Annotated in this window: 23 protein-coding genes; 11 read left to right on the top strand and 12 right to left on the bottom strand. The window is 54.8% G+C overall.

The annotated features are described in order from the left end of the window. Nucleotides 1–87 precede the first annotated feature (87 nt). Entirely contained in the window at nt 88–768 is a 681-nt protein-coding gene (locus DPRO_RS08540; protein WP_097011663.1) for an SPOR domain-containing protein, read from the top strand. Nucleotides 769–953: 185 nt separating this feature from the next. Here the strand turns inward: DPRO_RS08540 and DPRO_RS08545 are convergent, their stop codons facing one another. The 6 genes from DPRO_RS08545 to DPRO_RS08570 form a co-directional block, all read right to left on the bottom strand. Beyond that, entirely contained in the window at nt 954–1,496 is a 543-nt protein-coding gene (locus DPRO_RS08545; RefSeq protein WP_097011664.1) for an FmdE family protein, read from the bottom strand. A 22-nt stretch (nt 1,497–1,518) separates the two neighbouring features. Then, nucleotides 1,519–2,274: an ABC transporter ATP-binding protein gene (locus tag DPRO_RS08550; protein WP_097011665.1), complete on the bottom strand. Its 756-nt coding sequence runs from the start codon at nt 2,272–2,274 to the stop codon at nt 1,519–1,521. Continuing rightward, nucleotides 2,271–3,341: a FecCD family ABC transporter permease gene (locus DPRO_RS08555; RefSeq protein ID WP_097011666.1), complete on the bottom strand. Its 1,071-nt coding sequence runs from the start codon at nt 3,339–3,341 to the stop codon at nt 2,271–2,273. Before DPRO_RS08555 ends, DPRO_RS08550 begins: the two co-directional genes overlap by 4 nt. 1 nt (nt 3,342) lies before the next feature. After that, nucleotides 3,343–4,452, bottom strand: coding sequence for an iron ABC transporter substrate-binding protein (locus DPRO_RS08560; RefSeq protein ID WP_097011667.1), 1,110 nt, complete (start codon nt 4,450–4,452; stop codon nt 3,343–3,345). Between the two features lie 294 nt (nt 4,453–4,746). Beyond that, nucleotides 4,747–5,034 (bottom strand): integration host factor subunit alpha, encoded by a 288-nt coding sequence (locus DPRO_RS08565; protein WP_097011668.1) that lies wholly within the window; start codon nt 5,032–5,034, stop codon nt 4,747–4,749. Between the two features lie 60 nt (nt 5,035–5,094). After that, a complete protein-coding gene (locus tag DPRO_RS08570) occupies nt 5,095–5,520 on the bottom strand; it encodes an HIT family protein (RefSeq protein WP_097011669.1) in 426 nt (141 codons plus the stop codon). Nucleotides 5,521–5,929: 409 nt separating this feature from the next. Here DPRO_RS08570 and DPRO_RS08575 point away from each other — a divergent pair, with 409 nt between their 5' ends. Genes DPRO_RS08575 through DPRO_RS08585 form a run of 3 tightly spaced genes read left to right on the top strand, consistent with a single transcriptional unit; the run spans nt 5,930 to nt 8,320 of the window. Continuing rightward, nucleotides 5,930–6,856: an ACP S-malonyltransferase gene (locus DPRO_RS08575; protein ID WP_097011670.1), complete on the top strand. Its 927-nt coding sequence runs from the start codon at nt 5,930–5,932 to the stop codon at nt 6,854–6,856. Between the two features lie 3 nt (nt 6,857–6,859). Next, on the top strand, nt 6,860–7,666 hold the full coding sequence (gene aroE / locus DPRO_RS08580; protein ID WP_097011671.1) for a shikimate dehydrogenase: 807 nt from the start codon (nt 6,860–6,862) through the stop codon (nt 7,664–7,666). A gap of 27 nt (nt 7,667–7,693) precedes the next feature. After that, nucleotides 7,694–8,320, top strand: a complete 627-nt coding sequence (locus DPRO_RS08585; protein ID WP_097011672.1) for a peptidylprolyl isomerase — start codon at nt 7,694–7,696, stop codon at nt 8,318–8,320. 75 nt (nt 8,321–8,395) lie between these two features. On the opposite strand, the gene DPRO_RS08590 is transcribed toward DPRO_RS08585, so the two are convergent. Together DPRO_RS08590 and DPRO_RS08595 are read right to left on the bottom strand one after the other, a co-directional pair. Beyond that, nucleotides 8,396–9,250, bottom strand: coding sequence for an HDOD domain-containing protein (locus DPRO_RS08590; protein WP_097011673.1), 855 nt, complete (start codon nt 9,248–9,250; stop codon nt 8,396–8,398). Then, nucleotides 9,247–9,723, bottom strand: a complete 477-nt coding sequence (locus DPRO_RS08595; RefSeq protein ID WP_097011674.1) for a chemotaxis protein CheD — start codon at nt 9,721–9,723, stop codon at nt 9,247–9,249. The genes DPRO_RS08590 and DPRO_RS08595 overlap by 4 nt, the downstream gene beginning before the upstream one ends. A gap of 175 nt (nt 9,724–9,898) precedes the next feature. Between DPRO_RS08595 and DPRO_RS08600 the strand changes: the two genes are divergently transcribed. From DPRO_RS08600 to DPRO_RS08610, 3 genes are all read left to right on the top strand, one after another. After that, on the top strand, nt 9,899–10,651 hold the full coding sequence (locus DPRO_RS08600; protein ID WP_097011675.1) for a metallophosphoesterase family protein: 753 nt from the start codon (nt 9,899–9,901) through the stop codon (nt 10,649–10,651). Nucleotides 10,652–10,730: 79 nt separating this feature from the next. After that, nucleotides 10,731–12,512, top strand: a complete 1,782-nt coding sequence (locus DPRO_RS08605; RefSeq protein ID WP_097011676.1) for an ATP-binding protein — start codon at nt 10,731–10,733, stop codon at nt 12,510–12,512. Nucleotides 12,513–12,688: 176 nt separating this feature from the next. Continuing rightward, a complete protein-coding gene (locus DPRO_RS08610; protein ID WP_097011677.1) occupies nt 12,689–14,479 on the top strand; it encodes an N-acetylmuramoyl-L-alanine amidase in 1,791 nt (596 codons plus the stop codon). A 204-nt stretch (nt 14,480–14,683) separates the two neighbouring features. On the opposite strand, the gene DPRO_RS08615 is transcribed toward DPRO_RS08610, so the two are convergent. Further along, nucleotides 14,684–14,854, bottom strand: a complete 171-nt coding sequence (locus DPRO_RS08615) for a helix-turn-helix domain-containing protein (RefSeq protein ID WP_097011678.1) — start codon at nt 14,852–14,854, stop codon at nt 14,684–14,686. Between the two features lie 224 nt (nt 14,855–15,078). Between DPRO_RS08615 and DPRO_RS08620 the strand changes: the two genes are divergently transcribed. Beyond that, the gene (locus DPRO_RS08620; protein ID WP_097011679.1) at nt 15,079–16,737 is read left to right on the top strand and encodes a PP2C family protein-serine/threonine phosphatase; all 1,659 of its coding nucleotides are present in this window, start codon (nt 15,079–15,081) and stop codon (nt 16,735–16,737) included. A 61-nt stretch (nt 16,738–16,798) separates the two neighbouring features. Continuing rightward, a complete protein-coding gene (locus DPRO_RS08625; RefSeq protein ID WP_162291165.1) occupies nt 16,799–18,202 on the top strand; it encodes an MltF family protein in 1,404 nt (467 codons plus the stop codon). Here DPRO_RS08625 and DPRO_RS08630 read toward each other — a convergent pair. From DPRO_RS08630 to DPRO_RS08640, 3 genes are all read right to left on the bottom strand, one after another. Further along, complete coding sequence (locus DPRO_RS08630) at nt 18,199–19,365, bottom strand: geranylgeranyl reductase family protein (protein ID WP_097011681.1); 1,167 nt, start codon at nt 19,363–19,365, stop codon at nt 18,199–18,201. The two genes, DPRO_RS08625 and DPRO_RS08630, sit on opposite strands and share 4 nt — an antisense overlap. A 95-nt stretch (nt 19,366–19,460) precedes the next feature. Further along, nucleotides 19,461–19,937, bottom strand: coding sequence for a hypothetical protein (locus tag DPRO_RS08635; RefSeq protein ID WP_097011682.1), 477 nt, complete (start codon nt 19,935–19,937; stop codon nt 19,461–19,463). A 32-nt stretch (nt 19,938–19,969) separates the two neighbouring features. Continuing rightward, complete coding sequence (locus DPRO_RS08640) at nt 19,970–21,619, bottom strand: NAD+ synthase (RefSeq protein WP_097011683.1); 1,650 nt, start codon at nt 21,617–21,619, stop codon at nt 19,970–19,972. 151 nt (nt 21,620–21,770) lie between these two features. Here DPRO_RS08640 and DPRO_RS08645 point away from each other — a divergent pair, with 151 nt between their 5' ends. Further along, nucleotides 21,771–23,564 (top strand): 6-hydroxymethylpterin diphosphokinase MptE-like protein, encoded by a 1,794-nt coding sequence (locus DPRO_RS08645; RefSeq protein ID WP_097011684.1) that lies wholly within the window; start codon nt 21,771–21,773, stop codon nt 23,562–23,564. A gap of 157 nt (nt 23,565–23,721) precedes the next feature. After that, nucleotides 23,722–24,759, top strand: a complete 1,038-nt coding sequence (locus DPRO_RS08650) for an elongator complex protein 3 (RefSeq protein WP_097011685.1) — start codon at nt 23,722–23,724, stop codon at nt 24,757–24,759. Nucleotides 24,760–24,998 lie beyond the last annotated feature (239 nt).

Here is a 24,998-nt window from a genome sequence, read left to right on the forward strand (position 1 = left end):
TGTACTTTAGATTAACTCTAGACTTTGCAGTCCCATGCGTGGTACCTCCACTGCCACCCATGAAATGATCGCAAGGGGGATATTTCAATGACAAAACGGTTTTCTATTTCCACGCTGCTGGCGTTGCTCCTGCTGATGAGCACGCTCGTAACAGCCGGCTGTTTTCGCAAACACATCGTTTCGACGCCACCTTCCAAGGCTCCGACACGCACGACCACCACGACCGCGGCTCCCGAGCCCAAGCCCGAGGTGAAGCAGATCGAGGAAGAGCCGATGGTCATTGAAGAGACATACGAAATCAATGCGCCCAAGAAGGAAGCTATCACCAATGAGGTGGGCGAGACTGACCTGGGCGAAGAACCGCTTCCCGAACCGGAAGCAGTGGATACGGCAGCAACCCCGGCCCCCGAGCCTGCTGCACCGGAAGTGGCCACAACAGCCCCGGCTGCGGAACCTGTAGTCGAAGCACCTGCCGAAAAGCTTTCCGAACCGATGGAGACCGTGGACCCTGCCAATAATACTCCCGCACCGATAGGTGATGTCTACTACGTGCAGGTGGGCGCTTTTTCCGAGCAATCCAACGCCGAGAATGTGCTGGCTGACCTTGTCGCCCGTGGTTACGACGAATCCCGCATCGTGGAATCCGCTGGAGGATTATTCAAGGTACAGGCCGGAACGTTCTCCGGCACACCAGAGGCTGAAACCGCTGTGGAAGCCATGCAGGACATGTTCCCCAAGGCATTCATTCTGAAAGCACCGGCACAATAAACGACGAATATGAACCTATCCAAAAGGGCCTTCCGATAATCGGAAGGCCCTTTTTTATCTGCCAAAAGCGTGATTATGGTGCAAGCAGGGCACACGGCACCCCTTGGCAACATGCCATTGACCATCGACAATGAAACTCGTCATCCCTTCGAGCTTCGCCATCGGGCACGGCTCAACAGCCGTCATCAGATTTTTTGCTCAACATCTCCGAAGCAGGGGATGCAATATGTCTTGCCTGCAAACCGACGGGTGCGCGATTCCATTACGTATTCGCCGCACTGCTCGCAGGTCAGGCTTTCGAGAATTTTGGCCGGCCTGGGCGGGTCGCACTCCAGCCTGGTAATGGAAAACATATCGTCGAGATCAAGGGTCATGAACAGCTCAAGCATCATTTCTCGTTGCCCTTGATCGACTCCGGAGAAAACGTCCTGGCTGAGCACGGCACGAAATCCCTTGCCTGTTTTCCTGTCAAAAAAGGAAAAGGCCTTCTTACCGTAGTCACGATGTAGAAAATTGCCCTTGCCGTAGGTGCAGTCCGTCAGGAACTGAATGGCGTCGACACCGCACATATCGGTTTCGGAAATGGCCACCATGTCAACTTCCGCAGGACTGCCCAGCTCACGCATGGCGAGTTCGGCGGCTCGAATGCCAATGGCCAGCCCCGGGCAACTGTGGCCGTGAAAAGCTATGGTCTGGTCGATCAATTCTTTAGGGATATTGCAGGACATAGAGTATTCTCCTTTATTGATTTCAAGCCATGGGGACAACTATGGGATGTCCCTGTACGGTATGGATATGCACGGGCAATCCATAGACCTCCTCGACCATCGTGGGCGTCACGCTACAGGCTGGGCCTGCAGAATGAATCCGTCCATTTTTGAGAAAAAGTACCTTATCCGCGTAACGTAACGCGGTGTTCAGATCATGCATGGTCATGACAGCGCTGATTCTGTGCTCGTCCACCACGCGCCTGAGCATGGTAAGGATGTCGATCTGGTTTTTGAGATCAAGGGAACTGGTTGGTTCATCAAGCAGCATCAGTTTGGGCTCCTGAACCATGGCACGGGCAATGGCGACCTTTTGCAGCTCTCCACCACTGAGCTGGTCGATATACCGCAATGAGAGCGAATCCAGATGCAGTCGCCTGATGGCTGACTCCACTATCTTGAGGTCGTGTTCACCAACGCGCCATCTGATGTGGGGCTTGCGCCCCATGAGCACGGCATCAAAGACAGTGAGTCGCGCCGCTTCGCACTTCTGGGCAACGTACCCGATCCCCAGTGCGATCTCGTCGGGCGTCATTGCGAGCACATCCCGATCCTCGACCATGACCTTGCCTGATGATGGCGAATGAATGGCATTGATACACTTGAGAAGGGTTGTCTTTCCGACACCGTTGGGGCCGAGAATTGCTAGAAGCTCTCCGCCCCGGAGGTTGAACTCCACATCGGAAAGCACGGAATGACCGCCGTAGGTAAAATCGAGATCAGAGACTGATAGAATCATCGGCGTTGCCCCCTGATAATGAGATAAATGAACACCGGCGCTCCCATGAAGGCGGTGAGGACCGAGACCGGCAGGACATGCGGCGCCAGAATCAGCCGAGCCGCCGTATCCGAGACCAGCAACAGCAACCCGCCGGAAAGAATCGATGCGGGAAGCAGGAAACGATGGTCCGAACCGATGACCCGACGGGCCATGTGTGGCACCACCAGCCCGACAAATCCGATGATGCCAAGAAAAGCGATGATCACCGCTGTCAGCATGGAGGCGAGCAGCATCCCGATCATGCGGACCCGCTCCACACGAACGCCCAGCCCTTTGGCGGTCTCGTCACCCGCATCGATGGCATTGTAATTCCAGCCATTGGCAAAAAAGTAAGCCGAGCATATCACGGTAACAACCGACACCACGCCAAGCTCCGACCATGATGCCCGGGCCGTATCGCCAAAGGTCCAGAAGACCATGGCAGCCAGTTGTACATCGTCGGCAAAGAATTGGAGAAACATGGTCCCGGCCGTGAAGAGTGCGCCAAGGGCAACACCGGTGAGGACCATGATCTCGGGCGTACTCCCCCGCAGGCGCGATACGGCAACAATCACTCCGGCAGCGGCCAGACTGAAGACAAAAGCGATCCCGGTGGTCACATACGGACTTGTGATGTTCACGGTATCTGCCTGGCTGGAAGTCATGATCCCGCCATCCAGCACCATGACAGAGAGCGCTGCACCAAAGGCGGCCGCGTGGGAGATGCCCAGCGTGAAGGGGGAACCCAGCGGATTGCGCAAAATGGATTGCATGGCTGTTCCGGCCACGGCCAGACCGGCACCTGCCACGATGGCAGTGAGTGCCTGGGGAAGCCTGATATTCCAGACAATAATCTCGAAACGCTTGGAGACCGCCCCGCCTATCAGGCTGCTAACGACATCCGTGAAAGGAATGCGTGCCGCGCCCATGGAAATGGCAACCACAAGAGTCAGGACCAAGGCTGCAGCTACAACGCAGATCAGCGTCACCTTCCAACCGATGTATCGCCTGTACTCGTCAGGCACCTGTCCGTCGGAGAAGTGCATGCTAATTGACCGAAACAGGCTGGTAGGCAAGACCGTCAAATATGGCATTCATATCCTTGAACACCGGCTTGCCCACGAGAAAACGGTAGATTTCATCAGCCTTGGCTGCCGGATCAACATCGGCAAACCGCTCAGGATATAGGACCTTGCCTATGAAATAGGCATTGGCAAGGATGGAACCATAGTTCTTGGTGTACCAATTGTATGGCAGCAAACCATACACCCTGCCCTCTTTCACCGCGGTCAGCGTCCGGTAGGCAGGGTCACTGCGCAACTCGAAAAGGCCGCCAGCCTTGTCTCCCAGTTGCAGGGAAGACAGATCAAGGAACAGGTAATCAGGGTTCCACTCCACGATTTTTTCCTTGGACACGTTGGAGTGACGGAGTTCCTTGCCGGAAAGAGCGGTATCGTACGCCAGATTGTTGGCATTGACGAAAGAAAAAGGCGGATAGGTCGGCTCAGTCGATTGATACCCGTGCGGCCCTTTGAACGCTACGCCACCGACAAAAACCGAAGGGCGGTCCTGTGCTGGAATATCGGCCGTGCGTTGCTTGAGGTCATTGATTTGTGCTTCGATGAAGGTGATGACATCCTCAGCCCGCTGCTGCTTGCCCACGACCTCGCCCATGATGCGCAGTGACTTGTAGAGTTCCGGTTTCAACCTGGCGAGATCACCATAATTGAGCACCACCACCGGGATGCCGGTTTTCTCCTGCAATTCGACAGGGTCATATCCCATGCTTGATGAGTATGTCTTCAGGATGACCTGCGGCTGCGGTTCAAGGGTCAGTATCAGCTCCGGGTTGTCATGGCCCCGAAATTCGCCAAAAATCGGCATGCACTTGAACTGAGGATTGGCAATTGCGTACGGCCTCGCATCAAACTTCCGCCTGCGCGATTCAATGTCGTCAACGGCCACAGCCATGGGGTGTGCCTGAAGGTACGTTAAAAGTCGCAGGCAGCCCGACCCGGAACAAATAACCTGCTCGACACTCTCAGGCACATCAACGGAACGCTGTGATGAATCCACTACTTCCCGAGCCTCTGCGCCTATGGGAGCGGACAGGACAAGAAACAGCAACAACACGCAAGACCAGATCAAAGAATACATTCGCACACCCTCAATAGATACTAGTTCGAGATTATGATGCAATAGTTGTTACTTAATCACAATAAGTAACACTATGCAACCGTAAGAAAATATAATCCGGAAACTACGGCACAAAAAAAGGGTCGAGGTATTTCGACCCATGTGAATGTGTGGATGCAAGTAGACACGACACAATCCCACACTCGCCGCACGCGTGGTGCGTGCGGCGATGAGGATTGTCTCGTTCACACCCCATCGTCATTCACACTGCAAAGGCAGTGCAAAAGCAATGGGAAGGGAGGAGGCTCTTCCTTCCTAGGAAGGATTCAGTTCAGCGCGGAACTTGCGAGACAGGCGGAAGACGACCACCTTGCGCGGGGGCAGGGTAATGGTCTGGCTTGTCTGGGGATTGCGGCCTTTGCGGGCGCGCTTGTCGTACGCTTCGAACTTACCGAAACCACTGATCAGAAGGGCATGATCCTTTTTGACGGCGGTTTTCATGATATCAAGAATGCTTTCTACCAGATCCTTGATTTCAGCGCGGTTTTTGTCAGTGCGCTCGTAGATGTAATCCACAATACCAGCTTTGGTGAGGGTGCTCATTGATCGCCTCCACTTTGGGTTACCGAATCAGGTGTTCAAAACCTGGGGAAATACTTGTCGTTATTTCAACAGACCGGCGATGGTACTCGCCAGTTCGCTCATCTCTTCAGGGTTGTCGTAGCCCGACTGGGGCCACAACTTCAGTCCGTCGTCCGAATGCCTCGGAATCAAGTGAAAATGCACATGGTGAACCAACTGTCCGGCTGCCTCATAGTTGTTCTGCATGAGGTTGAGACCATCAGCACCAGTTGCTTCCATCACCGCCTTGCCAACCTTGGACAGGGCTTCCATCAACTCCACTCCCAGCTCCGAAGGGATATCCATCATCGTTGGATAGTGACCTTTCGGAAGGACCAGGGCGTGACCCTGATTCACCGGGGCAATGTCGAGAAAGGCCAGGACTGAATCTGATTCATAGACCTTGGCAGAGGGGATTTCCCCATCCACGATCTTGCAGAAGATACAATCCGGATCCTTGGGTTTCATCACAGAAAACTCCTCATACTTATTGACTGAATACAAAGTGGTTTTACCCACTTGCATTCAGGCCGAACAAGCAACAGCTTTTCGACCATTACCGACATAGATAACCGGGAAATCCAGTTAAATCAAGTCAGTTGGACAATTTTTATTGATTATTCACATTTGCCGCCAAAAGAAAAACTCTAGAAAGATTCTTGAAAATCGGGGAGTTGGTCACCCTACTCCCGAATGAGAAATTTTCACTTTTTCAAAAATCACATTATTTCGTCGGCTTATAGGGACTATACACGGACATGTCCAGCCCCGGTCACTCAGACGCCATGCGACACCGGTTCCCTTGCGCGGGAGGCGGATACGCGGTACCTTCCGAGCGCGTTTTAAACAACGCCACTCTCATATCAAGGAGCACACAATGACAAAACTCGCGATTCTCTTCCCGGGGCAAGGGTCCCAGGAAAAAGGCATGGGCAGGGACGTGGCCGAGGCCATGCCCGAGGCACTTGCCCTCTGGAAACTGGCTGAACACGAAGCCGGACTCCCTTTGCGCGAAATATACTGGGACGGCGAAGCCGAAGACATGGCCGACACTCGCGCCCTTCAGCCCGCCCTGACCGTGACCAATCTTTCCCTGTGGCTGGCCGTTAAGGACAAAGTCCAACCGGCCGCAACCGCCGGACACAGCCTGGGTGAGTTCGCCTCTCTGGCCGCAGCCGGTGCCTTGAGCATCGAAGACACCATCAAGGCCGTGACCCTTCGCGGCAAACTGATGGCCGAAGCCGGCCAGGAAGGCCACGGCATGGCCGCCATCGTAAAAATGGCCCAGGACAAGGTGGAATCCATCGTGGAAGATGCCGCCCAGTCCGCAGCCAAGGAACTCAAGATCGCCAACTACAACACTCCGGCTCAGTTCGTGATCAGCGGAGAAAAAGACGCCCTCGATATCGCATCCGAAGCGGTCAAGGCCGCCAAGGGCCGCGCCATTCCTCTGGCCGTATCCGGCGCGTTTCACAGCCCTCTCATCCAGGAGGCTGCCAACGAGTTTGCCACTTTCCTTGGCGCACTGAAGTGGAATGCGCCGGCCTTCCCCATTTTCCACAATGCCACGGCCCTGCCCGAGCCGGATGCAGCAAGCACCATGCAGATCATGCAGCGCCAGATGACCTCTTCGGTTCTCTGGATTCAGACCATGCAGGCCATGTACGGAACTGGTATCCGTTCATTCACCGAAGTCGGTCCCAAGGGCGTGCTGTTCAAAATGCTCAAGCCCAATCTCAAGTCTTCTGGCGATGATTGGAGCGGGAGTGCCGTGGGCAATTACGAACAGGCGCAGAGCGCATAAACTATGGATAGCTACGGCATCATAGGCTGGCCGCTGGGCCACACCATGAGTCCGACCCTGCACAATTGGGGATTCAACCAGTTGGGTATCGACGGCAAATATCAGCCGTATCCGGTTGAACCGACAGGTCTAGCGTCATTCATGGAGACCGTCCGTTCAACTCCCATTCAGGGATTGTCGGTCACCATCCCGCACAAGCAGACTGTCATGGCATACCTCGATCACATCACCGATCGGGCGCAGGCCGTGGGAGCGGTCAACACCCTGTACTGGGACGGCGACATGCTGTGCGGTGAGAATACCGACGTCATCGGTATTATCGCCCCGCTCAACGACCTTGCCGATCTGCCGCAATCCGCCATGGTACTGGGTGCTGGCGGTGCGGCTCGTGCTGCGCTGGCCGGATTCAAGGAACTGGGGATACCCCGTATTTGCATTTCCAACCGAACGGAAGCCAAGGCCGCAGCACTGGCCGACGAGTTCTCGGTCAAGGTCATTCCCTGGGAAAAGCGCATGGACGAATCGCCCCAGTTGATTTGCAACACCACGCCACTTGGCATGTCCGGTGATTTTCAATCACATACGCCTTGGGATGCCAGCCGTTTCCCAGAAGAGTGCGTGGCGTACGACATCGTATACAACCCGCTCCGAACGCGCTTTCTTTCCGAAGCCGAAGAAGCCGGATGCTCGACCATTTCCGGTCTTGAGATGTTCCTCCATCAGGGACTGGCACAGTTCAAGCTCTGGACCGGGCAGGATATGAACCCAACCGCAGCACGCCAGCTTCTGCTGGACGCCCTGCGCAATTAACCACCGTCAATCGTGAGAATAAAGATCATGAAACAAATCATAAGCCGCTCTCTTTGTCTCCTGATACTGGGCTGCCTGCTGACCGTGGGTGGACTGAATGCGACGACAGCTTCGGCTGCTCCGACCAACCCCGTCGTGATCATGGAAACCACCAAAGGCACCATTTTCGTGATGCTGGACGCCAAGGCCGCACCGATTTCCGTGACCAACTTCCTGACCTATGTGAAGGCCGGGTTTTACGACAATACCATCTTCCATCGGGTCATCCGCTCCAAGCAGGGAATGAACATTGTCCAGGGAGGCGGCTTTGCCCCACCCATGCAGAACAAGCGCGCACTGGCTCCGCCCATCAAGATCGAAGACACCAACGGACTCAGCAATGTTGAGGGGACCATCGCCATGGCCCGAACCGGCAATCCCAACTCGGCCACGAGCCAGTTCTTCTTCAACGTCAAGGACAACCTGGCGCTGGATGCTGTGAAAGCGGGCTACGGAAACAAGATTCAACGCCACGGCTACGCGGTGTTCGGCAAGGTCATTCGCGGCATGCAGGTCGTGGAGGAGATCAACAAGGTCCCCACCTCACGCAGGGGAATGTTTGAAGATGTTCCCAAACAGACCGTGATCCTCAAGCGCGCCTATCTCGCCAACTAGATTATTGGCAACAAATCAACAAAAAAACCGCCGGCAGCACACTGTGTTACCGGCGGTTTACTGTTTTCATAGGAACTACAGGACACATTCCATATAGATGTCCCGGACACTTTGCAGTTCAAAAACCACGTTGGCAGAAGTCAAATCAAGGTGTTCCGGCCCCAGGCCGAGGCGTTCCGCCACCTTTTGCGAGGGAATGTAGTTCAATCCATCGACGCCAAGTCCCACACCGACCATCTTGGCCATGACATTGCCGAAGTGGACCAGATCAAGAGCAACGTCCCGGCCCTCGAATTCATCCGGGCGCAGATGGTGACGGACCACATCCACCAAAGGCTTGGGCAAGCCCCATGAATCAAGGAGTATCCCGGCGACCTCGGCATGATTGATGCCGAGCACTTCGTCTTCGGCCTGATCGAAACTCAACCCCTTGCGGCTTGCCAGATCAAGCATTGGCTGGACATTGACGGCCACATAATGACCGAGAACGATTTTGCCGATGCCGGCAAGCAGTCCGGCCGTAAAGGTATAGTCGGGGTAATCAATGCCCAGCACATTGCCCAGCTCCTGCGAGAGCAGCGCCACGGTGACCGAATGCTGCAAGTGGTCGAGAGGAGATAGATCGTACCCTTCCACTTTCTGGACAAAGGTGGGAGCAACACCTGTGGAAATGACGAATTGCAGCATCTGCGTATCGCCCAGCTTGCCAATGGCCTCGGTGGCCGTGAGTATGGGCCGTTTCGAGCTGAAAAATGACGCATTGACCACCTTGAGCAAGTTGGCTGTCAGCCCCGGATCGAATTCGATCAACCGGGCCAACTCATCAAAATCGGCATCAGGATCGTCCAGCATGGCCGCTGCCTTGTGAGCACAAGACGGGATGGCCACAACGTGTGACAGTTTATCCAGTATATCATTACGGATGGTCATAATTCCGTCTCCTCCCCAAAAGAGCGGACCACCACACGCCCTGTATCCATATAAAGAAACAGGGTTCGCGGGATGGTTCCCCCAACTTCGTACGATGTGAGTTGTACGTTGTTTTTGTCCAGCAGCGTCTGCAACGCTTCAAAGTTACGTTTACCTGTGCTGAAAAGAGTGTCGTTTCGCATGTTGGCGCAGCCTGCGGCCTTGAATATCAACCGCTTTCTTTCTGCTCCCGCCTCAATAAGACAGCGGACCATGGAAGCCACGCCGGTACTGACGAACATGTACGGGTTCATCTTGGCCTTTTCCCTGGCAGCAGCAGCCGATGGCAACAGGCAGTGGACCATGCCGCCGACCCCTGCTTTCGGATCATATGCCGTCACTCCCAGGCAGGAACCAAGCGAGTACGTCACTATGACGTCTTCGGGCTTGGTGGACATCTTCATATCCGATATATTGACAACTATTTGATGCATTCGCGCTCCACCTGCAGGCGACTCGAAAAAGGAATTCAGGCCACTTGTATCACTACATGACGCTCTACCTCCTTGCCAACCCATTTATAAATGACACAGCAAAACCTGACAGGAGTTGCGCCACCTGTCGCAGGTCGTGCTTGCCAAATAGCTCTGTTTGTAAAATACTCGGCAAATGATGAAAAGAATAGACGCTCCAACAGCCATACTGACCGACATCCACGGCAACACCCTTGCGCTCGAAGCCGTGCTCAAGGACGCCTCGGATCGCGGTATTCAGCAATGCCTGAACCTTGGCGATATCTTTTACGGCCCCCTTGACCCCAAGGGGACATGGGACATCCTGCGCTCGCACCCCATGCCGACCATTCTCGGCAATCAGGATCGCATTCTGCTGGAAGCCGGTCCGGATGCCAGCAGTCATATTCTTGCCGTCCGTGATGCCATCGGAGAAGAAGGCCTCCACTGGCTTGGTTCTCTTCCGACCACCCTGGCACTGGGCAACGCCTTCCTTTGCCACGGCACCCCGCACGACGACACAGCCTATCTGTTGGAAGATGTATCCTCCGGTTCACCACAACGCCGCCCATGCACGGACATCGACCAGGACCTGCAGGACGTTCCGACGGAATGTTCCCTCATTCTCACCGGCCACAGCCACTTTCCGGGACAGGCTCGATGCAGCGACAGGACCATCGTCAATCCAGGCAGTGTTGGTCTGCCGGCCTATGCGGACGACACACCACCCCACGCCATGGCAGCCGGTTCGCCCCACGCACGATATTGCATTGTCTCGCCCGCTGAAAGGGAGTGGCATATTGAATGGATTGATGTGGCTTATGACTGGGAGGCGGCAGCGGCGCAGGCTCGACAAAACGGGCGTGAAGACTGGGCCGAGTGGCTCAAGACAGGTACCGCTCAATCGTGAGCGACACCATTGTGGGAGCGGACAATCTGAGCTAATGTATCGCTGACCCATTACCACCATATAACAAGCATGGTGCAGCATGCCTGAACATTCCGACTCCACAGAATCACTTCGCGCCGAGATACGGGATCTGCAAAAAACCATGGACTCCCTCCGGAGCGCCAAAGACAGTCTTCAGCACGAGCTGTCGGAACTGAAGAATCTGGGCGAGTACTCGCTGGCGCTCTATTCTGTGAAGGATTTCGGTGTGTATCGATTGCAGGTGGCACCCGACCAGTTGCACAATGCCCGTGTTGTCATGGCCAGCGATTCCATATGCGATCTGGTGGGCATTGAAGACAAGATGGACTTTGACAGTTACTTCAAGAACGTACACCCCGACGATCTGGAAGAGCTGGTTCAGAACAGCAATACCCAATGCTACGCCGAAGAGATCAACTTCGGTGCCACCTTCCGCCTGCTGCATCCCATCAAGGGGCTGCGCTGGCTGCATGTTCGAGCCTGGGGGGCAATCTGCCAGCAGGCGGGACACTGCGCCTACTCAAACGGCATCGTTTTCGACATCACCGAACAGAAACAGGCGGAACACGAACTGGCCCAGATCAACAGGGAACTGGAAAACCATGTGGAAGAACGAACGGCAGCCCTGGCCAAGGCGTGTATCGAAGCAGAAGACGCAAACGTGGCAAAATCCGAATTTCTGACCAACATGAGCCACGAAATCCGCACGCCGATCAATGTCATGCTCGGCATCGGTCAGGTCCTGCAGGAAACCAACCTGACGAGCATACAGCAGCAGTGCGTCAACCTGCTGGAGACTTCGGGCCTGCGCCTGCTTGATCTCATAAGCGACATTATCGATATCTCCAAAATAGAAACAGGCATCATCAAGCTTGAGTATAAACCGTATGATCTCCACCAGACCGTAATGGATGTCGGCCGCATGATGCGTGTGGAAGCAGAGCAAAAAAGCCTGAACTTCAACATCAACCTGCCACCGGACATGCCAGGACAGGTTTTCGGCGACGCCAGGCGGTTGCGGCAGATACTCATCAACCTGCTGGCCAACGCCATCAAATACACGCCTGAAGGCGAGGTCTCCTTGCGGATTGCCAAACGGTACGAACACGACAATACCGTGCACATGGATTTCATCATTCAGGATACGGGAGTCGGAATCGACAAAGAGGATCAGCAGAACATTTTCGAGCGATTCGTGCAGGCGGACGCTTCTACTTCCCGCGTCGGACAGGGGAGCGGTCTTGGACTGACCATAGCCAACAGTCTGGCCCGGCTGATGGGCGGCAGCATTGAGCTTGAAAGTGACCTGGGCAAAGGGTCGACCTTCATGCTGCGGCTCCCCATGACCGTCCACAGTGGACATGACATCAAACCATCTCAGGCAGAGCCGTCCATTAATCCGACATACGAAGCGTATGTTCCGGCTACAGAGCCAGTCATCGAGCCTGACAAGCTTCCGCCACTCGACGTCCTTATCGTTGAAGACGACGAAAGCAACCGCATGCTGATGCAGTTGTTCCTCGAAGACACGCCCCTGTCGCTCACTTTTGCCAACAATGGGCGCGAAGCCTTGGCCGCTGTTGAGGAACAGCGATACGATGCAATCATCATGGACATGCAGATGCCGCTGATGGACGGATATGAGACCACACCCCGTATCCGCGACCTGGAGCGCACCAACGAATGGCCCCCCATGAAGATCATCTCGCTGACCGCCAATTCCATGATTGGAGAAAAGGCCCGATGCCTTGCCAGCGGCTGTGACGAGTACATGACCAAACCGGTCCGCAGAAGTGACCTCTATACCATGCTGTCCACAGTCGTCAGCAATCAGTCCTGAACCCGCAGGATCAAGGGGGGCAAGCCAATGTCCCGTTGTTTCTTGCACTCTTCTCTGGACTTTTTTTAGATTTTTTCCGATGATGGCCCAAATCATTCGAAACGACACCAGTGCCATAACCACCGTTCGACGCGACAACGACTTGCGGACAAAGGGAGCACCATAGCTATATAGCCATGAAATCATTGCCTATCATTGCACGCTGCAATACAACTATCCTGGTATTACTCACGCTGGTCTTCTTTCTGGGCTGGACGGGCGAAAGTATGGCCCAGAACGCCAAATCCTATTTTATTATAGGGCATTCCGAGTTCCATTCCCTCCTCAAAGACAAGAAAAAACGTAAATACCGCTCCAATTGGGAAAAAATCGAAAAACGATTTGTTCGCAGTCTGAAACAGGACCCGAACGGACCCTACGCTCCCAAAGCTCTCTACTACATTGCCCGCGTCAATGAAGAACTGGGCAACCAGAGCGGACTCAAATCCGACTTTCGCCGCGCTGTGGATTACTACGGGCGCGTCATCAGTCGTTACCCTCGTCACGGCTGGACCGACGATTGCCTGTTTCACAGGGCAAACATCTATTCCAAACGACTCCGTGAATACAACAACGCCCGCCGGGATCTTGCCAAGATCATTGTCGACTACCCTCGGGCGGACATGCGATCCAAGGCCAAGTCCCGGTTGAAGGCACTGGGGAAATACAATCAGTTCATCGCGGAAGCCAAACAGAAGAGCACTGGGGGCGACACACGCAAAGCCATTGCTCGTCAGGTGGAAAAGAAGCAACCGCCCAAGGTGAAACGCACCTCGGCCAAAGACCCATCCGGCCTTGCCCACCTGGACATGGTCCGCTACCGCTCCAGCGACAACTACACCCGTGTGGTGCTGGAACTTGATAGCCGTGTAAAGTACCGGTATCAGGTTCTGGACCCCAACCCCAAAGTCAATCGCCCCCATCGCTTGTATATCGACCTGAACGGTGCGCGCCTCGGTCACGACGTGACCCCCGCCACCACGGTTTCAGACGGTATCCTCCGGTCCATCCGAACCGGACAATACGACAAGGACACCACCCGCGTGGTCCTCGATTTTCTGGCAATGCAGGAGTACAAGGTTTTCCCCCTGGAAAACCCCTACCGCATCGTCATCGATGTCTATTCTCCTGATCCGGCCACGGTGACCGCAGCCAAAGCGGCTGCCGCAAGCACACCGGCAAACAGCAAGTACCGCCCGCCCAAAGCGAGCAAATCCCACGCAGGAGAACTGCTTGAGCAGCTCGGACTGACCGTACGAACGGTCATGATCGATCCCGGCCATGGAGGCAAAGACCCCGGCGCTGTGGCCAACGGCCTGCGAGAAAAGGATATCAACCTGCGGTTTGCCAAGATGCTCGGCCAGAAACTCAAAGCCAAAGGATTCAACGTCCATTACACCCGAACCACAGACGTTTTCATCCCGCTTGAGCAACGAACGGCCATGGCCAATGTCAAAAAAGCCGACCTTTTCATCTCCGTTCACTGCAACGCAAACCGGAGCAGCCGTGTACACGGACTGGAAACCTACAGCCTGAACCTGGCGAAATCCAAGGATGCCGTTCGCATCGCGGCTCGGGAAAACGCCGTTGACCCGCGCTCTATTTCCGACCTGCAATTCATCCTGACCGACCTGATGGTCAACTCCAAGATCAAGGAAAGCAGGGACCTGGCAAATGATGTCCAGTCCAGCACGATCTCGCGCGTCAGCAAGCGTTGGCAACTCAAAAGCATGGGAACCCGCGAAGCACCGTTTTACGTGCTGATGGGAGCCAAGATGCCTTCCGTTCTCGTCGAGCTTGGCTACATCACCAACAAGACCGAAGCCGGCCGACTGAAGAGCGACAAATACCTGGATTACCTTGCCCTCGGTCTGACTGAAGGCATCATGGCCTACAAGAGCAAAATCGAACGCTACGCAATGAAGTAGCGAAAGAGCACTATTCATCAGCAAAGGGCCAGCCGACGTTGTCGGTTGGCCCTTTCTTCTTTTCCGGCCTGATCAAGTCATATGGAGAAAGTTGATACTTCTAAAAAGCAAAGCCCCGATCTCAGGGGGCGTGAGATCGGGGCTGCTAGGGCTTGGAGGTTGGAAGGTATGATGTGTTATGGCTCTGTTGTCTTGCAAAAAATTTTATGCCGGTTCGTAATAGCACCGCTTGGGGGAGATGACTTTACCCTCTTCCCTCAGTGCCTTGATCGCTTTGGACACGTCCTTGCTCTCTACGCCAAGTGCTTTGGCTACATCACCGGGGCGGACAGGTTTACCTGCTTCTTTCATCGTTTTAAGAACACTATCTTTCATTTCTTCCTCGTGTATGTACATTGTGCTTGATTGATAATAGTATTCAATACTAAATCAAGAATATGGTCAACAAAAAAATGCATAAAAATGATTTCCATTCAATTGTATTTTTCGCTCACGGCATTATATGATGGAGGAAAATAGATTTGCAGCAGTAAATCAATCCGCTCAACCCGTCCTTTTCGTGGCACACGCCTAAGGACAAGGACCATACAGAGAAAGGCATGCCCACAAACGAACAGCCGTCATATGAAGCCCTTCTGGCCGAAATCGCTCGACTACGAAGAGACAGGGACAAGCAGGCGCAGGATCTTCACGATTTCAAGCAACAGGCCCGGCAAGGTGCCGCTGAATGCCTGAATGAAGTGGAACAATTGCGTCAGGCTCGCGAGACCATGGGGCTTGCCAATCTCATCGTGGAGAATTCACCCGCCATACTGTTTCGCCGGGAAGCGACCGAAGAAGCCAAGCTCGTGTATGTTTCTGACAACATTCGGCAATGGGGCTATACGCCTGAACAGTTCATCAGTCAGGAGCTTTCGTTTGCCGATATCGTTGAAAAGGACGACCAGGAACGACTTTCTCAGGAGATAGACGACTACCGCGACAAGGACGCCGGGGGATACGCTCAGGAGTACCGCATCCGAACCGCTGACGGCGATGTCCGCTGGATATCGGATGAAACATCGGTGTTGCGCGATGAAGAGGGCAACCGCCTGTACAATCAGGGTGTTCTCATGGATATCACCGACAGGAAGAAGGCGGATCAAGCCCTGGCTGCCAGTGAGTTCAAGTTCCGTCGCATCATTGAAACCGCAGGTGAAGGCTATTTTCTGCTTAATGACGAAATGCGGATCGTGGAAGTCAACGAAGCATATTGCCGCATGACCGGCTATACAGCGGAGGAATTGCTCGGCAAGAATCCCATGGACCTGGCAACGCCAGCCTACCGACGTTTCCTTCTTTCCAACATGGATAGCCTGCTCAAGAAGGATTATCGCCGATTCGAAGGGTCCATCCATCACAAGGATGGGCATGTCATCCCCATTCTGGTCAATGCCAACACTCTGCGGGATCGTGACGGAAACGTCCTCGGCAACGTGGCTTTCATTGCCGATATTACCGAGCAGAAGAAGGCGGTGATGCTGGCCGGAGAGGTCCAGAAGAGCCTCCTACCCGACACGCCCCCCCGAATCCCGGGGCTGGACATGGCAGGCGCTTCCCTGGCGAGTGAAATCGCCGGCGGTGATTATTTCGATTACCTTGAAGGATTCGATAGGGAGCAGCCCTCTGTTGCCGTGGCCGTAGGCGACATTTCCGGACACGGCGTGGACGCGGCCCTGCTCATGACCACGGCCAGAGCATTTTTGCGGATGCGTGCGGCGCAACCCGGAACGCCCGCACAAATTGTCACCGAGATGAACCGCCACCTCTCCGATGATCTGGATGGGTCCGGGCGATTCATGACCCTTTTCTACCTCAAGCTCGACCCGAGCGAGAATTTGGCGCACTGGGTTCGGGCAGGCCATGACCCGGCCATGATTTATTGTCCGGTGCACGATGCATTCACGGAACTGGGCGGCGAAGAGACCGGTCTTCCTCTCGGGGTAACTCGGGAGTCCCAGTACTCTGAGGAAATGAACGAACTGCACCCGGGACAGATCATTGCCATCGGCACGGACGGCATTTGGGAAACACGCAACCCCGATGGCGAGATGTTCGGCAAGAACCGGTTCAAGGCCATTGTCAGAAAGCATGCGCACGGCACAGCCCAGGAGATCCTTGATGCGGTTTTCGAGGCCGTCCAACTCTATTCCGGGTTCGCACGACCTGACGACGACATCACGCTGGTTGTCATCAAGTACGGCTTCGAATCATTGTGATTTCGAGAGGTTGTGTTTTCACAATAGTTTGCGTTATCATAATGAAAACTTCGGAGGTAGAATGCCCCTTGCTCGTGCGGTTCTGATTCTTTTGGTGCTACTGTTGTCCTCGATGCCTGCCATGGCGCAACCCAACAGCCTGGAACGCCTTTCAAATCCATGGAAAGGGGACCTCGACGAGTTGATAAAAAAGGGTCGCCCCATCCGCGTTCTGGTCAGCTACAACCGCACCAATTTCTTTCTTGTGGACGGTGCCCGTCGCGGTCTCGAATATGAACTGATGGAAGCCTACGGCAAACATCTCCGCCAGGAAAATCCGGGCAAACGCATCCTGATTGCTTACGTAGCCGTCCCCTTTGAAGAGCTGATCCCCAGCCTGCTTGCAGGCAAGGGCGACATCATTGCCGCCGGACTGACCGTTACCAAGAAGCGCAAAGAACAAATCGACTTTTCTGCTCCGTACAGAAAAGGGGTGACAGAAATTATCGTCGGTTCCCAGATGGCGCCACCCATTCGCAGCATTGCCGACCTTGCCGGAAAGACCGTTCATGTCATGGCGGGCTCAAGCTACGCTCCCCACTTGAAGCGCATCAGCGACAATCTGCGCAGCCGGGACATGAAGCCCATCCGCATCATGGATGCCGATCCGTACCTTGTCACGGAAGAACTACTGGAAATGGCGGAGCGTGGATATATCTCCTATACGGCGGCTGAGGATCATCTTGCCGACATTTGGAAAACCGCCCTGCCCAATATCAAGCTCTACAAGGCCGCTCCCATCCACACACGAGGCAACCTTGCGTGGGGTGTTCGTCCCGGCAATACCGAGTTCAATCGCAGCCTGAGCCGCTTTGCCGCCACGGTTCGCCAAGGCACCTTGCTGGGCAATATGGTTTTCAACCGTTATTACAAGAATTCCGACTGGGTGAAGCATCCCAACAATCAGCAGGACATGGAGCGCCTGCTCGAGCTGCGCGAACTCTTCATGAAATACGGGAAGAAATACAACATTGACTGGCTCAAGCTGGCAGCCCTTGCCTATCAGGAGTCGAGACTGGACATGAACCAGCGCAGCCATGCCGGTGCCGTGGGCATCATGCAGGTCCGCCCCTCCACGGCCCTCGGCAAGAACGTCAATGTCAAAGATTATGAAACCCTTGAGGGCAATATCCATGCAGGCACCAAGTACCTGCGTCACCTCATGGACACCTATTTTCAGGATGTACCCGAGGAAAACCGTATCGACTTTGCCCTGGCCGCCTACAATGCCGGACCCAACCGGGTAAAGCGCCTTCGCGACAAGGCCAAACGGATGCAGCTTGATCCGAACCAGTGGTTCGACAATGTTGAATGGGCTGCGTACCGGGATATCGGTGCAGAGACACCCACGTACGTCGCCAACGTGCAGATGTACTACGCCACCTACAAGTCGATCTATCGGGTATACAAAAGAAAGAACATCTAGCCCGAGGGCTGCGGCAGAAAATCCCACTCTTTGCGACGAAGGAGCGAGTAAGACCGCATGCCATGGACCATCTCGGCAAGAGGCGAGGCCCCGGTCCTGACAAAGCACCCGAGGGCAGCGGTTCCGGTATAGCGCATGGAAAGAAACAAGGCCCAGCGCAGGCGATCCGACGCCTTGAGTTCGGGGACGATCTCCCTGTGCAGGCGGCGGGAATACAAAGGACCAGGCGATATACGCTTGGCTTCGGCCTCAAGAATACTCTCTCCGGCGAACAGTCCGGTGCACAGGGCGAAAAATATGCCCTCACCAAACAGGGGCTCCACAAACCCGCCTGCATCACCGGCCAGCATCAGTCGTTTGTGGACAGGGTCACTTATGTAGTTGCCATACGGCAGTGGATGCCCATGCAACGTTCCTACAAGCGATCGATCTACGCCAAGTTTGGCTAAGTAGTCCTCGAAGAGGACTGAAAAATTTTCCTTGTTGCGACGCAACCCGCAAATTCCGACAATCACACGGTCCTTGTTGGGGAAGACCCAACCGTATCCGGCATCGAGAAATCCCACATACAACTCGGGGAACGAGACCTCGCGAGGGAAGGCGTCCTTTGGCAGAGCAACCTCAATGGCCGGGGCCATCCCCTCTCTGAAGCGCTTTCTATCATGCCGTGGATGCGATGCCCGCAAAGTGGAATTGGCGCCATCAGCGCCGATTACATGCTTGCCACGCAGGGTGTCCCCATTGCTCAGAACAACCTCCCCCGCCTCGGGATCACAAGCAGTAACAGCAGTACCGAGAATGGATTTGGCTCCAGCCTGTTCGGCCAGTTTCAGCAGATGGGCGTCAAAGGCCGAGCGATCCACAAAATGGAACGGATACGGCAATTCGCCTTCGGCAAGGACGGTATCAAATGATTTGATTGCGTATAGGTCGGACGCGTAATTGATGATACCCTGTTCGGTCAGACTCGTAGCGCTCTCCTGAAACGCGACCTCCAGCAGCTTGACTGCTTTCCAGGTCAACAGTCCGCCACAGAGCTTCTTGCGCGGAAAACAGGCACGATCAACCATGACAACGTCCAGCCCGCGACGAGCCAGAGTGACAGCAGCGGCTGTTCCGGCCGGGCCACAACCTACAATAATGACATCATGTTCACTTAACATAGCATCTCTCCAATGGAACGAATCTCGTACACCGGAGCAACTGTCATGGGCAAGAAAAATACAGCACGCCTTTTGACGTAACGTGCGGATATCCCCTAGGAGTTTATCAGCGAGTTGAAATCTTTGCCTTCCTTCTTGAGTCGCCGATACACTTTGATATCCTTGTTCATCTTGTAGAGAACCGCATCAACCAAACGATCCCGCGTCACCCGCTTGCCGGGCGTCGAGATCGTTCCGTTGTTCTTCACCGTCATCAACACCTCAAAGACCACCTGCGTACTCCCGATGACCTTGCGGTATTCATCATCAACAGAAGTGATAATGACAACTTTCTCCAACAAATCGTTGTGTTTTCTGATCGTGTCAATGAGTCGGTCGACTTCTTTCTCTTCAAACTCGGTACTCTTGAGCGCCCCTTCAAAATAGACTTTGTTCTGGGCCTTTTGGCTGAAAACCGACTCACCTTTCTGGATGAAATCGAGATTGAAAAAAATAACAACCACGACCACGGCCATGAGGATGATGACAATGTTCTTCACCACTTCCTGCTGCCGTCTGTTCTTTGCTTTCATTCTTCTCTTCTTGTTTGTCTGATGACCGGCGACTACAGGTCTCGTTTGCAGGCAAGGGGCATGCGCCAGCCAGTGCCGAAGGAACGGGGGGTCAGTTTGATGCCCGGTGCGGCCTGACGGCGCTTGAATTCGGCAAACCGGACCAGTCCCAGCACATACTCCACTGTGGATGCGTCATATCCGGCAGCCACGATCTCGCGCTGGGACATGTGCCGCTCGATATGCAGGGCAAGGATGCCATCCAGCACCTCGTACGGCGGCAGGGAATCCTCGTCCTTCTGATCCGGACGCAATTCAGCAGATGGCGGCTTGGTGATGATCGCCTCGGGAATATTCGGCCCGACATGCTCGTTGTACCAGCGGGACAGGGCAAAAACGCCGGTCTTGTCAACATCGGAAATCACGGCAAAACCACCGGACATGTCACCATAAATGGTGCAATACCCCACGGCCAGTTCACTCTTGTTCCCTGTTGTCAGCAGCAGGGCCCGGGTCTTGTTGGAAAGCGCCATGAGCAGATTGCCCCGAATACGGGACTGGATGTTTTCCTCGGTGGTGTCCGGGGCCAGACCGGCAAACGGCTCGGCCAAGGTCTCGAAAAATTGCTCCATGATCGGCCCGATGGGCAGGGTGATCGCTTCAATGCCAAGGTTTTCCGTCAGTTGCAGGGAATCATCGATGGACCCCTGACTTGAATACGGAGAAGGCATGAGCACGCAGGTCACATTGTCGGCCCCCAGCGCTTCCACTGCGACAACAGCGGTGAGTGCCGAGTCGATGCCGCCGGACAAGCCGATGACAGCTTTCTCAAAGCCCGACTTGTGGACATAATCACGGGTACCGACCACCAATGCCCGCCATGTTTCCGCTTCGCGGGAAAAATCATCGTCAGCCACGGAATTGCGACTTTCACAATCGACCACCACAACCGCCTCGTCAAATCCCGGGGCGCGGGCCGTCAGTTGACCACGAGAATCGAAAGCGCAGGAGCGCCCATCAAAGACGAGGTCATCGTTACCGCCCATCTGGTTGACGTACACCAGCGGGGTCGAATATTTTCTGGCTACAGCACCGAGCATGTCCTCGCGCAACCCCTGTTTTCCCAGAAAAAGAGGTGAAGCCGACAAATTGACGATATAATCCGGTTTGTGTGCCGCAATGGCTTCAAGGGGATCGTGCGTATACGCCCGTGTATCCCAATAGTCCTTGTCGTTCCAGGCGTCCTCGCAGATGGTTACTCCGATTTTCCTGTCACCCACCTTGATGAGGTTGGTGTCAGCAGCACCCGCAGGAGCCGGTTCAAAGTATCGCGCTTCGTCAAAGACATCGTAAGTCGGCAGCAGGCTTTTTCGTATGATCTGATCCACTGCACCTTTGCGACAGAGAAAGGCGCAGTTGAAAACCGGCTTACCGTGGCCAGTCTCATTTTTTACCACACCGCCCAGCAGCAGCGGGACATCACCGACGGATGCGGCCAGTTCCTTTGCTGTCTCGGCAGCCTTTTCCACGAATCCCGCATAGAGCAGAAGGTCTCTGGGCGGATACCCTGTCAGGGCCAGTTCCGAGGTGACGCATAGCTCGGCACCACCATCCACGGCCTCTTCATAGGCAGCCCGGATGCGTGCCGCATTGCCTGTGAGATCTCCCACTGTGGGGTTGAGTTGCAAAACACCGATTTTCATGGCGTCTCAATACGACAATACCGCCCCCCCGGCAACCTCCAAACAACGGGATTTACCCAGCCCACCTTGACAATCGTGTTGTTGAAGGCCATTTTCACGAACAGTCCTCCGAACCCGGGCGTCAATCGAGCAACCAACACCACACAACCACATGGATAACAGCAAACTCTCCACCCTGGTCGAACTCGGACTCCTGTGCCGGGGTGACTCCATCCCCGCATCAACGGACGGCGCCACCACTACGGACTCCCATGACTACCGGACCCATCACCAACTTCTCCGGTACCAGAATCACAACTTCCAGTACCCATTTGCCGACCGCACCCTGCCCGCATACGAGTTGCTGCCTGAATCCATGACCATGGAAGAAGCCATGGGCCGCACCCGATGCATCTGTCTGCTCGGCGCTTCAGATACACCGCAACTTCGACGCAGCCTTGAAAATCCAGAAACGATCACACTGATCTTCGAACCTGACGAGGTCGTGCTGGCAAAATTTCTGGAGACCGTACCACCAGCTCTTCTGGCTGCACACAGTGGGTTCATTTTTTCCGGTGATCCATTCACTCTCTCCCCCTCCCTTCAGGACAGCCTCCCTGCGAACATGTTCAAGCAGGGACCACCCGCTGTTTTCCAGACCAAACGCATTGCCACGCACTACGATCAGTGGGCCACATCACTAACAGAATACCTCGAAATTCTTCACTTTCGGCATGCAGTCCACCCCATCTGCGGCCAAAAGTACCTCTTCTCGCGCCCCTTACGGACCATCAAGCGGGGGCTGACGTACGACCAGCAGTTGCACCTTTACGAAAATATCCCAGATTATCTCACCAGTCCTGACATTTCGGCACTGGAAAACGTCTTTGACGGACAAACGGCCATCCTTGTCGCAGCCGGACCAGAGCTTCCCGACGCATTCGACTATATCCGCGCCAACCGGAGTCGGGCGGTGGTCATCTGTGTGAACAACGCCCTCAAGCCACTGGCTGAAGCGGGTATTCGCCCGCACTTCACGGTCATCAATGATACGTCACTCGATTCTGGGAACGTTTTCCAGCATGTCCCGCCCCTTCCAGGTACCATCCTCGTGGGACACTGCCTGTCCGACCTCGGGCGCGGACTCTTTGGCAAGAAGTTTATCATGGACGACCACAAGCCCGACACTTTTGGCGAACGTCCCACTCTGGACAACCATGGCTCCGTGATCTCCACGGCTTTTTCACTGGCCCGACACATGGGGTGTACGTGTTGTGTCATCGTGGGAGCCCAGCTCGCCTCCCGTGACCCATGGAGACTAGCTTACGCCAAGGGAACCACTAACCACACGGATTCCATCTGCAACCGCCCTCTTATCCATAAAAGCCCGCAACTGTATCCTGTCTCCACTCCTCACGGACACACGCTCTATACCACCCTGAATTTCCGCGATGCAGCGCTGTGGCTAACCGAAGAGATACGCCTGTCGGGAATCGAATGCATCAACACTTCCAAGAAAAGCATCCTTTACGGCAGAGGCATAACCTACGACCCGAAACCAGCCATCAACGGCGAACCGGTCAATCAGGTCATCGCCTCGCTGTTCCAATCGGAACCACCCCGTATCGATCGAACCACAGTGGATGATTATGTGAAAAAGGGAATCGCCCACTGGGCTGGACTCAACCATTTCGCAAAGGAATTGTTGCAGGATGAAACCGTGGGGCTGGCCCTCAAAGGGGCCGCAATCCGAGAAAAACTGGATGCCAACAACACCACCTTCCTGTTGGAGCGATCCAGAATATTTCGTAATGACCACTTCCACGCCATGGCATTCTCCGACGATCCGCTCCAACAGGCTGCGGGATATCGATACTACTTTGAGCAACTTCAAAGGATGTGCACGAACTTTCTGGAAGCACTAGCACGTTCGGAGCAGACGATACGTCACATGGAGCGAACATAATACCGGCTCACGCTTTGGACTAATTTAACCAACTCGTTTCTCCACTCGTTATTCACGTAAAGCAGAATCCAGTTGAGGATTGGCACCGACAACAAACGGAACTTGGCGACAATGCGACCTTGGGGTAAATGTACTCCATCAAGCGCCCGAGGAGCCCATGCACGATACTGTTACTTTCCATCACCCGGAGCCAAAACCCGCGACCACTCGCATCTGGCCGGTTTTCCTGCCGTTTGCCGGATGTCCGTATCGTTGTGTTTTTTGTGCGCAGGACAAGCAGACCGGACAGATGGAAACAGAGCTTGGCGCGATGCTGGAGTCCATGAACCGCGAACTGGCCGAGGCCGCGGAACAAGGGAAGGGACCATATGAACTCGCCTTCTACGGTGGCACATTCACAGCCCTGCCTGCTCCGTGGGCCATGCGTTTTCTTGAGGCGGCCACACATTTCCGCAACATCGGCCTGATCACCCGTGTTCGCTGCTCCACGCGGCCTGACTGCATCGACGAAAAGACCATCCACACGTTACGAAAAGCCGGTCTCGACATGATCGAACTGGGCGTCCAGTCATTTGACGATGCTGTACTGCAGGCTTCCGGCCGGGGATATTCGGGCGAAACGGCCCGCAAAGGATGTGAACTGGTCAAGGCCGGTAACATGGCCCTCGGCATTCAGCTTCTGCCCGGACTGCCGGGCGATCGTGAAGGGGTGTTTCAAGAGGATGCGCACATCGCTGCGACCCTCAAACCCGAAATAGCCCGTGTCTACCCTTGTCAGGTCATCGACGGCACCCCGCTGGCAACCATGTGGCGACGAGGTGATTTCACGCCATGGGAACTGGAGAGAACCAAGGAGGAGCTTGCCGAGGCGCTTCTCACTTTCTGGGGGCACCATGTTCGGGTCATCCGATTGGGACTTCCACCGGAGCCTGCCCTGTCCGAACATGTTCTGGCCGGTCCTCAGCACCCGGCCCTCGGCCAATCCGCGCGCGCATTGGCGCTCCAGTCAATCATCCGCAGCCAGTTGGATTGTTTAGGGGGCGCACCTGGATACATGGAAGTACCCCGCAGGTATCAGGGTGAATTATTTGGTAATGCAGGTGAACTGAAGGCGTCCTACGCGGCAATGGGCATCACCAGACAAAGCATTCGTTATGTGGAAACAGAACGATTTTTACTCCGTAAAGAGCATTGATCCGACATCGGATCACCCTGTCCACCCAAGCCATCCACGTCCTCAGCGGCATGGCTCCGACTCAAAACGGTGGCACCCCATATCCCATTTGTCCAGCCGCAAACCAGAGTCAACCCTCTTACGTTTTCTGCCTGGAACTCAATACGCTTACAGAATCTGATTATTATAATATAGGTAACAGTTCAATGGAGCTATATTTCCTTCCACTATAAGCAATCTGTATTTCAACTTTGCTGGGA

This window comes from Pseudodesulfovibrio profundus, assembly GCF_900217235.1.
Classification (GTDB): domain Bacteria; phylum Desulfobacterota; class Desulfovibrionia; order Desulfovibrionales; family Desulfovibrionaceae; genus Pseudodesulfovibrio; species Pseudodesulfovibrio profundus.

Coding starts and splice junctions, on each gene's coding strand:
- DPRO_RS08635 (WP_097011682.1), bottom strand. CDS start 19,937: ATGAAAGCAAAGAACAGACGGCAGCAGGAAGTGGTGAAGAACATTGTC.
- DPRO_RS08590 (WP_097011673.1), bottom strand. CDS start 9,250: ATGACCATCCGTAATGATATACTGGATAAACTGTCACACGTTGTGGCC.
- DPRO_RS08585 (WP_097011672.1), top strand. CDS start 7,694: ATGAAACAAATCATAAGCCGCTCTCTTTGTCTCCTGATACTGGGCTGC.
- DPRO_RS08565 (WP_097011668.1), bottom strand. CDS start 5,034: ATGAGCACCCTCACCAAAGCTGGTATTGTGGATTACATCTACGAGCGC.
- DPRO_RS08550 (WP_097011665.1), bottom strand. CDS start 2,274: ATGATTCTATCAGTCTCTGATCTCGATTTTACCTACGGCGGTCATTCC.
- DPRO_RS08630 (WP_097011681.1), bottom strand. CDS start 19,365: ATGTTAAGTGAACATGATGTCATTATTGTAGGTTGTGGCCCGGCCGGA.
- DPRO_RS08645 (WP_097011684.1), top strand. CDS start 21,771: ATGGATAACAGCAAACTCTCCACCCTGGTCGAACTCGGACTCCTGTGC.
- DPRO_RS08540 (WP_097011663.1), top strand. CDS start 88: ATGACAAAACGGTTTTCTATTTCCACGCTGCTGGCGTTGCTCCTGCTG.
- aroE (WP_097011671.1), top strand. CDS start 6,860: ATGGATAGCTACGGCATCATAGGCTGGCCGCTGGGCCACACCATGAGT.
- DPRO_RS08595 (WP_097011674.1), bottom strand. CDS start 9,723: ATGCATCAAATAGTTGTCAATATATCGGATATGAAGATGTCCACCAAG.
- DPRO_RS08615 (WP_097011678.1), bottom strand. CDS start 14,854: ATGAAAGATAGTGTTCTTAAAACGATGAAAGAAGCAGGTAAACCTGTC.
- DPRO_RS08555 (WP_097011666.1), bottom strand. CDS start 3,341: ATGCACTTCTCCGACGGACAGGTGCCTGACGAGTACAGGCGATACATC.
- DPRO_RS08575 (WP_097011670.1), top strand. CDS start 5,930: ATGACAAAACTCGCGATTCTCTTCCCGGGGCAAGGGTCCCAGGAAAAA.
- DPRO_RS08640 (WP_097011683.1), bottom strand. CDS start 21,619: ATGAAAATCGGTGTTTTGCAACTCAACCCCACAGTGGGAGATCTCACA.
- DPRO_RS08570 (WP_097011669.1), bottom strand. CDS start 5,520: ATGAAACCCAAGGATCCGGATTGTATCTTCTGCAAGATCGTGGATGGG.
- DPRO_RS08600 (WP_097011675.1), top strand. CDS start 9,899: ATGATGAAAAGAATAGACGCTCCAACAGCCATACTGACCGACATCCAC.
- DPRO_RS08560 (WP_097011667.1), bottom strand. CDS start 4,452: ATGTATTCTTTGATCTGGTCTTGCGTGTTGTTGCTGTTTCTTGTCCTG.
- DPRO_RS08650 (WP_097011685.1), top strand. CDS start 23,722: ATGCACGATACTGTTACTTTCCATCACCCGGAGCCAAAACCCGCGACC.
- DPRO_RS08625 (WP_162291165.1), top strand. CDS start 16,799: ATGCCCCTTGCTCGTGCGGTTCTGATTCTTTTGGTGCTACTGTTGTCC.
- DPRO_RS08610 (WP_097011677.1), top strand. CDS start 12,689: ATGAAATCATTGCCTATCATTGCACGCTGCAATACAACTATCCTGGTA.
- DPRO_RS08545 (WP_097011664.1), bottom strand. CDS start 1,496: ATGTCCTGCAATATCCCTAAAGAATTGATCGACCAGACCATAGCTTTT.
- DPRO_RS08620 (WP_097011679.1), top strand. CDS start 15,079: ATGCCCACAAACGAACAGCCGTCATATGAAGCCCTTCTGGCCGAAATC.
- DPRO_RS08605 (WP_097011676.1), top strand. CDS start 10,731: ATGCCTGAACATTCCGACTCCACAGAATCACTTCGCGCCGAGATACGG.